General features: G+C 69.5%; 9 protein-coding genes. 4 read left to right on the forward strand and 5 right to left on the reverse strand.

Annotation, left to right across the window (positions count from 1 at the left end):
- Positions 1–70 precede the first annotated feature (70 nt).
- A complete protein-coding gene (locus ACFWY9_RS21675; protein ID WP_378339774.1) occupies positions 71–430 on the forward strand; it encodes a hypothetical protein in 360 nt (119 codons plus the stop codon).
- Positions 431–452: 22 nt separating this feature from the next.
- On the opposite strand, the gene ACFWY9_RS21680 is transcribed toward ACFWY9_RS21675, so the two are convergent.
- Genes ACFWY9_RS21680 through ACFWY9_RS21695 form a run of 4 tightly spaced genes read right to left on the reverse strand, consistent with a single transcriptional unit; the run spans position 453 to position 6,692 of the window.
- Entirely contained in the window at positions 453–953 is a 501-nt protein-coding gene (locus ACFWY9_RS21680) for a hypothetical protein (RefSeq protein WP_378339775.1), read from the reverse strand.
- Positions 953–4,831, reverse strand: a complete 3,879-nt coding sequence (locus ACFWY9_RS21685) for an RHS repeat-associated core domain-containing protein (RefSeq protein WP_378339776.1) — start codon at positions 4,829–4,831, stop codon at positions 953–955. The genes ACFWY9_RS21680 and ACFWY9_RS21685 overlap by 1 nt, the downstream gene beginning before the upstream one ends.
- Positions 4,828–6,345, reverse strand: coding sequence for a PrsW family intramembrane metalloprotease (locus tag ACFWY9_RS21690; RefSeq protein WP_378339777.1), 1,518 nt, complete (start codon positions 6,343–6,345; stop codon positions 4,828–4,830). The genes ACFWY9_RS21685 and ACFWY9_RS21690 overlap by 4 nt, the downstream gene beginning before the upstream one ends.
- A complete protein-coding gene (locus ACFWY9_RS21695) occupies positions 6,342–6,692 on the reverse strand; it encodes a hypothetical protein (RefSeq protein WP_378339778.1) in 351 nt (116 codons plus the stop codon). Before ACFWY9_RS21695 ends, ACFWY9_RS21690 begins: the two co-directional genes overlap by 4 nt.
- A gap of 277 nt (positions 6,693–6,969) precedes the next feature.
- On the opposite strand from ACFWY9_RS21695, the gene ACFWY9_RS21700 reads away from it, so the two are divergent.
- Both ACFWY9_RS21700 and ACFWY9_RS21705 read left to right on the forward strand, forming a co-directional pair.
- Entirely contained in the window at positions 6,970–9,084 is a 2,115-nt protein-coding gene (locus ACFWY9_RS21700) for a PQQ-binding-like beta-propeller repeat protein (protein ID WP_378339779.1), read from the forward strand.
- Positions 9,085–9,164: 80 nt separating this feature from the next.
- The gene (locus tag ACFWY9_RS21705) at positions 9,165–10,109 is read left to right on the forward strand and encodes a methylenetetrahydrofolate reductase (protein WP_378322852.1); all 945 of its coding nucleotides are present in this window, start codon (positions 9,165–9,167) and stop codon (positions 10,107–10,109) included.
- Positions 10,110–10,155: 46 nt separating this feature from the next.
- On the opposite strand, the gene ACFWY9_RS21710 is transcribed toward ACFWY9_RS21705, so the two are convergent.
- On the reverse strand, positions 10,156–11,310 hold the full coding sequence (locus ACFWY9_RS21710; RefSeq protein WP_378322853.1) for a hypothetical protein: 1,155 nt from the start codon (positions 11,308–11,310) through the stop codon (positions 10,156–10,158).
- Between the two features lie 147 nt (positions 11,311–11,457).
- On the opposite strand from ACFWY9_RS21710, the gene ACFWY9_RS21715 reads away from it, so the two are divergent.
- The coding region (locus ACFWY9_RS21715) for an FAD-dependent monooxygenase (RefSeq protein WP_378339780.1) at positions 11,458–12,347 on the forward strand (890 nt) is incomplete at its 3' end.

The following is a 12,347-nucleotide window of genomic DNA, read 5'->3' on the forward strand; positions in this document are numbered from 1 at the left end:
CCGCGCCGGGCGTGTTCGACGTCCTCGACGTGCTCGAGCCCGGCTCCTCTGGACGTACGTGAGGAAACCCATGCCACACACCGACTTCAGCGGCGACATCACCACCAGGGACCACGAAATCATCGAGGAGATCCTCAGTGCGTGGCTGTCGGTACCCGGGCTTCGGATGAAGTCGCAACGCAGCCGGTTCGAAGTGTCCTATGAGGACGCGACCGTCGAGCTTTACTGTCACGAGGCCCGGCCCGCGACCGGTACGGGATATGGGTTCTTCCTGCTGGACGGCGGCCTCGCGTTACCGCGGGCCGAGGCGGCCGATCGCCTCGCGGCACTGGGGAGGCTGTGCGGCGATCGTCGGCTCCGCTTCGAGATCAGCCATGTCGAGGTCGACGCCGAGGGCAACGAACCAGGCGACGAACAGACAATCCGCTGAGCCGCGCCGCCATCAGGCGCGATCAACCATTTTCCCGCTTGCCTGAGAGCTGATCGGCAATGTCACGGACCCGGTCGCGGTCGTCGTGCCGGGCGGACTCGATGACTCGCCAGGACTCTTCGCCGCCTATAGCCATAAGAGCACTCAGCACCTTGAAGGCGAACTGGTGGAATTCATCGTCTTCGCGACGCCAGCTCAATGCACGTTCAAGCGACGGGACTGCCTTGGGGTCCCGGATATCCCCCAAGTAGGACACCACGTCTTCCGGGGCGTAGTCCGCCAGGCGACGATCAAGGACTTCATTCAGGGTATCGACATATTTTGCCGAGGGACGCGACCCGGCGAGAAAGAGGTAGGTCTGGAAGGCGTACCAGTCGTGATCGTCGAGGGTTTTCCGCAGCCCGGCCGCGATCAGGTCGTCGACGGGCTCGAACTTCGCCAGGAAACCGAGGTCGTCCCCCGGGCCGGCGTCATGCTCACGCACGACCCGATCGAACTCGGCCAGGTCGTCGACAGGCGCCATCACGGAAGTCCACCAACCTCGTAGTCGATCAGCTGACTGTTGAACATAGCAGACGAACCTTCACCTTTACCGCGAAGACCGTAGGTGACATGCCCACGTTCCGCCTTGACGTGGACCTCGTTCACATTTCCCTTCTGCAAAACCGGGAGCCCGTCGAGGCCTCGCTTGACCATTTCTCTCGACAAGCCCCTGTCGCGCGCGCCGCTGTCCAGAAGTTTCTGCTGCGTTCCCGGATTCGTGTACATCGTCACCAGGACGTCATAACTTCCCGCGTTGCTCTCATGAATCGCTTTTTTGAGGTAGTCAAGTTCCTGCGTGACGAAGCTCTCGCCATTCCTCGGCCAGATTCCCTGTTTCTTGAAGGATTCGAGTTCCGCCAGTGACATCGCCCGGTAGAAGATCTCCGACGGGTCGTTCGTGGCGGCCAGCCCAAGGGGATCCGCCCACGTGTGCGGGTTGTCCACGTAGGCGTAGGGATTCGGAGCCGGTTCCAGTCCCAGCGGGTCGGGGGTGAGATAGCGGGCGGTCGCCGGGTCGTAGTAGCGGAAGTAGTTGTAGTGCAGGCCGGTCTCGGTATCGGCGTATTGGCCGGGGAAACGCAGCGGACAGCCGGTGGCTTCGCCGGCGCCCCAGAGACCGGCGGCGTGCAGTCCAGTGAGGCGTCCTTCGGTGTCGACGAGGTCGGTGGGCATTCCCACCAGGTCCGTGACGATGGCGTGGAAGCGCTGGTCGATCCCTTGCTGTGCCGCGTCGAGGCCCGGGTACTGGCGCTGGGCGAGCGGCGCGGGGGTGCCGGGCCGGTAGTCCCAGACGGTCGTGGCCGGTGGCGCGTCGGAGGTCCATCGGACCTGTTCGGCCAGGTTGGTGCCGTCCCAGGCGAAGGTGGTCTGCTCGGCGACTTCGCCGCGGGAGCCGAGGCGCTGCTTGGCGATTCGCCTGCCGAGCGGGTCGTAGCGGTAGCGCCAGACCGCCCCGTCCGGGGTGATCGCCTGGGTGAGCCGATCGTCGGCATCCCATTCGTAGCGCCATTGCCGGGACTGCCCGGACAGGGTCTGGTGGGCTTTCCTGGTGAGCCTGCCCTGCGCGTCGTGTTCGTAGTGGGTCCGGCCCGCGTGGCGGATCAGGGTTCCGGAGTACTCGCGGCCGCCCTTGGCCTCGTCACCGGGTCCCGGCCATTCGCCGTGGGTGAGATTGCCCAGTGCGTCGTAGGCGTACCGTTCGGACCAGCCGTCGCCGTCCACGGCGGTGACCTGGCCGAGCGAGTCCAGGTCGAACTGCCGGACACCGGACTGCGCATCGCGGATCGCGGCGAGGTTCCCGTCCCGCCGGTAGGCGTAGGTGCGCTGCCGCAAGGGGGTGCTGCCGCCGGACGCGTCGAGGGCCCAGATGCTCTGCGCGGTCCTCCGGTCCGACGTGTCGAAGGTCTGGGTGACGGCCGCCGCCGCTCCCAGTCGCCGGGTGGTTTCCCTGCCCGCCGGGTCGTAGCCGAACCGGAGCTGCCCGGCCGGAGTGGCCAGTTCGCTCGGGCGGCCCGTGGCGTCATGGCTCCAGACGGACGCCGCGCCGGTCGGTGTCGTACGCCGCACGCAGTGACCGCGCGGGTCGTACTCCCAGGTCGTCCGGAGGCCGTTGACGGTCTCGGACGTCACCCGCCCCAGCGCGTCGCGGGTGCGTTCGAGGGTCGCGTCGGGATTCCGGGCGCGAATCAGGTGACCGTTCGCGTCGTATGCGTAGACCGACGCCGCTCCCGAGTCATGCTGGGCCTCGACCGTCTTGCCGAGTGCGTCCCGCCGGTACCTGATTCGCTGCCCCGCGCCGTTGACCCGCTCGACGAGCCGGCCGGCCGCGTCCAAGTGGTAGCCGAGCCGCCGGCCGTTGAAGTCGGTCTCACCGATCAGCCTGCCCGCCGCGTCCCGCTCGTAGCGCCAGATCAGTCCGGTGGGACCGGTTACCGACGCCAGACGGAGTTCGGTGTCATAGCCGAACTCGTAGCGGGCGCCATCCGGACCGGTTCGGGTCACCGGTCGCGAGAAGGGCCCGTAGGCGGTTTCGGCCAGCGCGCCGTCCGGATTCTCGTAGCCGGTCTGATTTCCCTCGGCGTCGTAGTGCCACCGCTCGACAGCGCCGTCGGGGTGGGTGCGGGAGATCAGCAGGCTTTCCGGGCTCCAGGCGAGAACCGTCCGGTTGCCAAGCGGGTCATGGCTTTCGGTGACCCGCCCGAAGGCATCGCGCACCAACCGCGTCTCGTTGCCCGCCGCGTCCGTGATCCCCAGTGGCAGGCCCGCCGGATCGGTCCAGACGCGCTGGACGTGCCCCAGGGCATCGGCGACCGCGGTCAGCCGGCCACGCCGGTCGTAGGAGTACGCGGTGACCGCGCCCAGCGGGTCGGTCTTGGTCAGCAGGTTGCCGTGCGCGTCGTAGCTGTACCGCCACACCGCCCCGCCGGGGTCGGTCACCTGAACGGGCTGCCGGAACTCGTTGTACCGCGTAGTGATCGAAGTGCCGTCCGGCTGGTCGATCCGGACCGGGTCGCCGTGTTCGTCGAGGGTGTACCGGGTGGTGTTGCCGAGCTCATCGGTGTGGGCGAGCGGCCGGCCGCTCCGATCGGACTCGGTGAGCGTGCTGTTGCCCAGCGGGTCCACGACCCGGGTGATGTGGTGACGGCGGTCGTAGTGGTACTCGGTGCGCTGCCCGAGTGAGTCGGTGACGACGGTGACCCGGCGCAGCGGGTGGTACTCGAAGGCCGCCGACAGCGTCCCGCCGGGGCCGGTGCCACGGGTCACCCGGCCGGCCTCGTCGTAGGTGTAGTCGTACCGGTAGCCGAGGCGGTCGGTCCAGCTGGTGATCCGGTCCGCCTGGTCGTAGTCGTAGCGCAACGGCGCGCCGGACGCGTTGACGACAGTGGTGAGCCGTCCTCGCGAGTCGTAGCCGAAGCGTCGCAACAGCGTGCCGTGGTCGTCATGGGTGCCGTCGAGCAGCCGCAGCCCGGTGATGCGCGGCCCTGCCGGATGGTCCGCGGTGTCGACGGCCACGCGGTAACCGCCGGAGTGCTCGAACCCGACCGGGATGTCCGCCTTGCGGTGGATGGTGATGCGGTGGCCGTTGCGATCGGTGAGGGAACCGAGCACGGCGATCGCGCGGTGGGACGAGGGAGTGAAGTGGCGGGTCCACCCGGTGTGCGGGTCTTCGACGCGGAGGGAGCCATCGGCTTCCCACACCAGCGGCCAGCGGGCGCCTTCGACAGGCAGGACAACCTGGCCCGGCTGCGCGGGGAGAGGGTAGCGCAGGATCTGCGCGTCGTCACCGAAGTACTGAATGCCCTGCGCACCGAGCTCAAGGCGTTGGTCCACAGTGGACGACCAGCCGGGCCCGTGCAACCGGCCGCCCTGGTACCCGGAGGCATACGCGCGCCGCAGCACGAGCGGCAACAGTCCTGGCAGGTCGGCATCGACCCCAGAGGTGATCATCTGCCCGGAGACCACGTCCACCGGGTCGCCACCGGTCCGGCAGTTGGTGTTGCCGTCCGCGGTCTGGCCGGAACCGGGGACCATCGGCTGCTGGGCGTCCGGGACGGCCGAGGCGTCCGGCTGCGCGCCAGAGGCCTCCCCCGGGCTGGGTATCCCACCCTGGAGGGCACTGGCGGCGGCAGCGGCCAGCGTCGCCGCGAGCGCGGCGGCACCGGCGACGATCGCCCCGGTCTGCGCCTGTCCCGCGCACGGGTCCACATTGGACATTCCGGGCAGCTCGGGGAGGCCGTTGTCGTAGCTGACGCCGGTGCATGGCACGTCGGCGGCAGCCAGGCCGGGGAAACCCAGCCACAGCGCGAACAACAGGCCACCGGCCACCGCGATCCGCCGGAGTACCACGAGCCACCTCATGACGCCACCCGGTACGGGACCGTCGCATAGTGCCGGTGCTTCAGCCGCAGCACCTCATCGCGCAGTGTCTGCTCAGCCGGGGCCGACGGATCAGTCTCCCCGCGCGCCCGGTGCCAGCGGGCCATGCCCAGCCGCAGCTGCGCGGCGTACAACCGGCCGAGATTCTGATAGCCGGTGAATCCGTTGGTGCGCAATGCTTTCAGCCGCAGGTAGAACCGGCGTGGTGGCCGGAGCAGTACGGGGACTTCGCCCGCGGTGATCGCGCCTGCCCCGGTCGCCGCCTCGGCGCGCAGTTCCACCGCGAGCCCCGCGGCCTGGTCTTTGAGTCCTCGCCGCAACAACAACAGATACAGCACAACCATCGGCCCTTGCAGCAGCAAGAAGGTCAGCGGGGTGAGCACCAGCATGTCGACGGTGCTGCTCGGCGCGAACCACTCCGCCTTGTGCCGGCTGACGTAGGCGATGAACACGTCGTTGGCGAAATGCCCGGAGATGGCCACAGCGAATCCACAGCCGATGGCCCGCACTCGCGCGCGCCGGTCGCGCAACTGGCGCGCGATTCCGAAACCCGCTCCGATCGCCGCGGTGAACGCCGTGTGGGCGGCCATCAGGCCCAGTGACTGGCGCAGGAAGTACTGCGTCGAGGCGCTCGCGCCATTGTGCGAACTCATGTATTGCGCGGTCTCCAGCAGGTTGAACCCCAGCCCGCTGGCGGCGCCGAGCACGATCCCCGAAACGACGTTGTCGATCCGGTCGCGCAGCAGGAAATAGACGATGGCGACTCCGGTGCCTTTGCCGATTTCTTCGAATACCCCCGCGGATACCCAGTTCCCGGTGGCCACGTCATGCTTGGCCTGCGCCAGCGCGCCCAGCGGATTCGCGGTGATGTCGGCCATGGTCGGGGAGAAGAAGCTGTTCGCGTAGTCCAGCCACCACTGGTTCATCGAACCGCCGAAACCCCCGCCCACCACCGCGCCCCAACCGGCCACGGCCAGCAGCAGCCACACCGGCAACCGGCCGAAGCGCTGCATGCGGTGCACTCCCCACAGCGCGTATCCTGTACTGGGCAAGCAGATCAGCAGCGCCCCGAGGCCCCCGGCGGTCATGTCCAGCAGCCAGACCGGGTACGGCAGCAGCAGCACGATCGCCGCCGAGGCCTGCCATCGCCACGTCCAGCGCGCGCGGACGGCCGGGTCGGGGAGCGTCTGCCCGCGCTGCCTGCCGACGAGGCAGATCACCGCGGCGACGGGCAAACTCACCACGTAGCACCAGAACGACACCTTGTACCAGCCGAACGACGGATACGGTGAGCCCGACAGCGGCGGGTTCAGCCACCCGACCAGCGCGTGCGCCTCCTCGCCCAAGGACGCCGGCCGAAGCATGTCGATGACCACCTGCGCCGTGTACAGGGCCGACAGCGCCACCGCGACGAGCAGGACCGCTCGCATCCGGGTATCCCTGGGGGCCGCGGCGACCGGCTGGTAGCCGGTGGCCGGATAGGCGAGCTGGTTCACGGCGACTCCGTCGGGAAATCGGTCGGCATGGGGACATCCGTCGGGAATCCCGAGGGCATCGGAATATCCGTCGGGAATCCGGAAGGCAGGGGCACGCCCGTCGGGAAACCGGACGGGAGTGGCATGTTTGTCGGCAGCCCCGGCGGCATTCCCGGCATCTTCGGCAGCCGCGGGGTCCGGTCCAGCCCGAAGTTCACGATCAGGGCCACCACCGCCAGCGCCGCCGCGGCCATCGCGCACGCGACGAGCACCCGGTAATGCGGGGCACGCTGGTAGCCAGGAGGCTCCTTCTCCTCGCCGGGACCGGAGAACCCGGCGGCCGGAAACCCGCCCACCCGCACCACCACCTACCGTCGACATCCTTTTCGTCCCACAGGCCGGGTAGGTCCCGATCGCACCGACTGTCCACATCGGACCTCGGCGACCACTGCCGTACCTGCGAGGCACGCTAGGGAAAGTGGATGAAATCCCGATGACACGCCACGGCCTGCCGCGGTGGGCGTGGCTACCGGGATTTCCGGGAACCGCCTTGTCATCCAGATGTCATCGGTGGCCGTTAGGTTGTCCGGCAGGTGCGGCGACGCCGTCCACCGCGCGAGCGGGCCAGTGGCCGGAAAGGCGAAGATGTCCTCGGGGGAAAATATCGGGCCAGCCCCAGGCGATGACCCGTCGCTGGCCGAGGTGGTGGCCGAACAGGGCTCGCTGCCGGCAGGCGCGGTGCGGGAACTGGCGGCGCGGCTGGCCGAGACGTTGGCGGCGGAGGCGGGTACGGCGCATCGTGGTCTGGACCCGAGCACCGTACGCATGACGCCGGACGGGCCACGACTGGACGAGTCTCCGAACCCGGCCGCGTCGCCCGATGCCGAGGGTGACCCGGGCTTCCTCTGCCCGGAACTGATCCTCGGCCGGCCGGCGACCAGCGCTTCGGATGTCTATTCGCTGGGCGCGGTACTCTGCTTCGCGGCGACCGGCTCGGCCCCGTTCGATTTCGGCGAGGTGACTACGGCCTATCAGCGCGCCGTGGCCCACCAGCGAATCGTGCACGAGGAGCCGGATCTGGCGGCCGTGCCCGACGCCGGGTTGCGCGTGCTGATCGGCGACTGCCTTGCCAAGGATCCGGCAGCCCGGCCCAGCGCCGCGGTGGTGGTCCAGCGCAGCGCGGTCGCCCCGTCGAGTTCACCGTCGCTCGAGGACGTGTTCGCCGTGCCGTTCGCGCCACCGCCGACCGGCCTTGTTCCATCGACGTACGCCCCGCCGCCGCAGTACGCGCCCCCTTCCTTCACACCACCGTCTTCCGCGCCACCGTCGTACACGCCGAGCGTGCCGGCCGCGAAGCGTGGCCGGTGGGCGTGGATCACCGCGCTGGCCGGCGGGCTGGCCGTGGTGCTGGTCGCTGTGATCGCTCTGCTGGCGTGGCCGGGCGGTCCGTCCTCGGCGCCGTCGCCGGCACAGGCCGGGAGGGCGGGCTTCGCCTGGTCGGTACCCGGCGGCCAAGGCGGCTCCTTCGTCAGCTTGTGGCGCACGTCCTCGCTCGTCGTAGTCGGTACCTCGAACAGCGGACTGGCCGCCTACGACGTCACGACCGGCGCGCAACGCTGGACGTGGAAGCCTCCCGAGAACGGGCACGAGCTTCCGCTCCTGTGCAACATGAGTCCGGGCACCGACGGCGGTGTCGGCGCGTTCACCTACGGCTATTTCCGCGACCAGCCCGGCATCGAGGACTGCGACCACCTCCAGACGATCGAAGTGGACACCGGCAAAACCAGGTGGGCGCAGCCGGTCAGCCTGGTGCTCGGCACGAACGCCGACGGCTTCCCGGACCTCACCGGGGGCACGGCGCTGTCCATCGGCAATGGCGTGGTGAGCGCGCGCTACGCCGGTGGCAACACCCGCGCGCACGGCGGCAGCGATCTGCTCGCCGCCGACGTGGCGACTGGGCAGGTGCGGTGGAAGACCGATGCCGGCGAGAACCCGATGCCGGGCGGCTGCCAGCTCAGCGGGCACGCCCAGGTGCTGCGTGGTCAGGTCTACGCCCTCGCGCAGTGCGACGCCGGGGCAGCGCCCGAACTGGTGATGCTCGGGGGTGTGGATTCGCCGACGGTGATCCGGGTGGCGCCGCTGGACGGCTGCCGTGCCGGTATCTCGTACAAGACGCTCTCCGGGGTACTGACCGGGGACACCCATCACCTGGTGGTCGGCTGTCACATGTCGACCGCGGGAGCAGGCACCAGGCTGTTCACGTTGGGGGCCGGGCGGCACTCGCTGACGCCGGTAGAGGTCTCCGGCGTCGCCGTCAACGCGGTCGGCTTCGAATACGGTGGTGCGCGGCCACCGGAGAACATGGTGCTGACCAAGGACACCCTGTACCTGCTCAACGGTGAGAACTCCGCGGTGAGCGCCCGGAACAACGGCGTCGCCGCCATCGACCCGGACACCGGCCGGATGCAGTGGACCAGCACCGTGGCGGGCTCGACCAACGTGACACTGCTGGCGGCCACCGAGTCCGGTGTGGACTTCGTGGCGGACGGCGGTGGCCAGCCCGCGCTCTACACCGCGACCGGTGGCGGCCAGCCCGCGAAAATCCGCGCCTTGAACGCCGAGCAGGCCAAGGCCTTCCCCGGTTCCACCGTCCAGCCCCCGCAGAGTGCGCGGGTCGGCGGCTACCTCGTCAGCGGATTCCCCGGGTCCTTGAGCGACAACGAGACCGTCGTCGGTGCGATGCCTGCCGAAGGCCCCTGAATCGCCGGAGCAGGTTGCCCCGCACCAGAGAATCCGATCTTCCGGAGCACGACCGGCGGGCGGCTGCTAGCTTCCGCGTCATGGTGGACCGCAGTGACAGCACGGCTTTCCGGACGCTGGTGACCAACGCCTCGAGCGGCATTCTCCTGTTCGGCATCACGCCGCCCCGCCTGAGCACCACTCCCGAACGGATCCGGGAGATCACCGCGGCCACCCTGGGACGGCTGGCCGACCTCGACGTGGACGGTCTGGCGCTCTACGACATCGACGACGAAAGCGACCGTAATCCGGCGGAGCGCCCGTTTCCCTACCTGCCGACCATGGATCCCGCCACCTACCATGCGGAATACCTCGACGGGTGGAACCGCCCCGCGATCATCTACCGGTGCGTCGGCAAATACGCCGAGGCCGAACTGCGGACCTGGCTGCGGACAGCGGATCCGGACCGGGTGCACGGTGTCTTCGTCGGTGCGTCGTCGAAGGACAAGCCGGTGCTGACCAGCCTGTCCGAGGCACAGGCCCTGCGCCGGGAAGTCCGTCCGGACCTGCTGCTCGGCGGCGTCGCCATCACCGAGCGCCCCGAGGAACATCTGCGACTGATCACCAAGCAGGAGGCGGGATGTGCGTACTTCATCTCGCAAGTCGTCTACAACGCCGACGCGGCGAAGAGCATGGTCTCGGACTACTTCTACGCCTGCCGCGAGCGGCGGCTCACGCCCAAGCCCGTCCTGTTCACGCTTTCGGTGTGCGGCTCGATGAAGACGCTGGCATTCCTCAAATGGCTCGGCGTCGACGTCCCGCGCTGGCTCGAGAACTCCCTGCGCCACGCGGACGACACGCTGGCCGAGTCCTACGAGCACTGCGTGGCGACCGCGCGGGACCTGGCCGCCTTCTGCCGCAAGCTCGGCATGCCGTTCGGCTTCCTCGCCGAGAGCGTGTCCATCCGCAAGGTCGAGATCGAGGCGTCGGCCGCCCTCGCCGGCGAGCTGAGCCGGCTGCTCGAACGCGACCGGCCGGCCGGGTGAAGCCACGCGGGAACACGCGATTGCCTGGTCCGGTGGTTACCACGGATCAGGCCGGCTCACGGTTCGGCGGACTCGACGTGGCGCCCTCGAGCTGGTCGGCAACCGGAGCGGCCCGCCGGTCCACGAAGGCGCACACGGTGATCACCCCGGCCAGGAAGGCTGTGGCCGCGGCGAGCAGCCGTGCCTCCGGGTAGCCGCCGGCCAGGAGATACGCCGGACCGGCGAGCACGGCGCCGCCGAGCAGCGCGGCGGCCAGTTCGCCGAGCAGCGCACGCCCTGGCGCGCGGCCGGTGCCGAGGACGAGCGCGGCCACGACGACCGTTACGCCGGCAACGGTGGCCAGTGCCGGAAGGCCGAAGTTCAGTCCGTACCGAATGGCCAGCGCTGGTACGAAGAACACCACGGCCAGCCACTTCGCCGAGCGGATCAGCACGGTCAGTCCCGGACCGGCGCGGCGGTCCGGGACCCGTCGGGCGAGCACGCGCGCCGGCACGAGTACCGCCGTGGCGATCACGGCACCCGGTAACACCGCGGGTACGTGGCCGAGGTTGTACAACAGGGCGCTGTCGTAGACGGCCAGCACGAGCCAGCCCAGTGCGCCGGCCGAGACGAGGAACAGCAGCAGATCCGGCAGCGACCGGACCCGCCTGCCGGTGTCGCCGGCGAACCGGGACACCCACAGCGGGACCGCGATTCCCGACGCCGCGCGGATCAGCAGATCCTGCTGGGTGGTCCATGGATTGCGCAGTTCCCACTCGATGAGGCAGAACGTGATCGTGTAGGCAACCGACGCGGGCCAGACCAGCCGCACCGCGCGCCGATACGCCCCGGCGTCAAGCCAGCGGCACACCGTCAGGTAGGCGAAGACGACGAACGGCAACTCCAGAAATGACGAGACCCGGAACAGGCTGACCGACAGCAGGCCGGGCTCGGGGAACCAGCCGGGTATCGGACCGAGGCCGGCCAGATCGAACCAACCCGGTGGGACGTAGCGGCTGATGAAGGTGGCGTCCCCGTGGTGCACGCGGTCCACGTAGACGGTGAACAACACCTGGTTGAGGTAGAGCAGCGCGATGACGGCGAGCAACCAGCGGACCGGGTTTCCCCGCCCCCGCAACGGCGTGCCGGACAGCCTCCTCGGGCGCCACACCGCGAATACGGCGGCACCCACGATCACCGCGCCAAGCACCAGCCGACCCACGACGCCAGGCTAGCCGCAACACCTTTCCGGGCTGGTGCGGCAACTTCGAGCGGCTGCTGAACTGCCGGCAACCATTGCCGGCGGACGGGGCCGCGAAACCACCGTACAATCCAGCCGGGTTCCGGACGGACGAACTGGGGGAGCACGGTGAGCGGTATCAGGGTGTTGGTGGCGGGGGCGAGCATCGCGGGGCCCGCGCTGGCCCATTGGTTGCGCCGGCGGGGAGCCGAGGTGACCGTGGTGGAGCGGGCTCCCGGGTTGCGCCCCGGCGGTCAGGCGGTGGACGCGCGCGGGGTGGCCAAAGAGGTCATCCGGCGGATGGGGCTGGCCGCGGCGGTGCGCGCGGCCTGCACGGACACCGCCGGCGCGCACACCGTGGACGTCGACGGGAACGTGCTGGAGACCTACCGCGCCGAGGACGACGGCGGCGACGGGTACATCGCGGAAATCGAGATCCTGCGCGGAGACCTGTCCCAGGTGCTCTACGACGACACCCGCGACAGTGTCGAGTACATCTTCGGCGACCGGATCGCCGAACTCACCCAGGACGCGGACGCGGTCGACGTGACCTTCGCGAGCGGCGACCGGCGGCGCTTCGACCTGGTGGTCGGGGCGGACGGGCTGCACTCGGCGTTGCGCGCGATGGTCTTCGGGCCGCGCGAGCGGTTCATCCGCCACCTCGGGCTCGTGCTGGCCTTCTACAGCGTGCCCAACGAGTTCGGGCTGGACCGCTGGTTCATCGAGTACCAGGACCAGGAGTCCGCGCGTTCCGCCGGCCTGCGGCCCATCCAGGACGCCACGCAGGCGATGGCCATGTTCGCCTTCCCCGCGGCCGAATTCGACGTCGACTACCGCGATGTCGAGGCCCAGAAGCGCCTGCTGCGCGAGCAGACGGCCGGCCTGGGCTGGCTGACCCCGCGCATCCTCGCGCACCTGGACGACACTCCGGACTTCTACCTCGACCAGGTCGCCCAGGTGGTGATGGACCGCTGGTCGAACGGACGGGTGGGGCTGCTCGGCGACGCGGCGTTCAGCGC

Origin of the sequence: Amycolatopsis sp. NPDC059027 (genome assembly GCF_042739735.1) — a bacterium.
Classification (GTDB): Bacteria; Actinomycetota; Actinomycetes; order Mycobacteriales; family Pseudonocardiaceae; genus Amycolatopsis.

Bases quoted from the DNA above. Each gene is read 5' to 3' on its own strand.
- ACFWY9_RS21675 (WP_378339774.1), top strand. From the start codon at position 71: ATGCCACACACCGACTTCAGCGGCGACATCACCACCAGGGACCACGAA.
- ACFWY9_RS21680 (WP_378339775.1), bottom strand. From the start codon at position 953: ATGGCGCCTGTCGACGACCTGGCCGAGTTCGATCGGGTCGTGCGTGAG.
- ACFWY9_RS21685 (WP_378339776.1), bottom strand. From the start codon at position 4,831: ATGAGGTGGCTCGTGGTACTCCGGCGGATCGCGGTGGCCGGTGGCCTG.
- ACFWY9_RS21700 (WP_378339779.1), top strand. From the start codon at position 6,970: ATGTCCTCGGGGGAAAATATCGGGCCAGCCCCAGGCGATGACCCGTCG.
- ACFWY9_RS21705 (WP_378322852.1), top strand. From the start codon at position 9,165: ATGGTGGACCGCAGTGACAGCACGGCTTTCCGGACGCTGGTGACCAAC.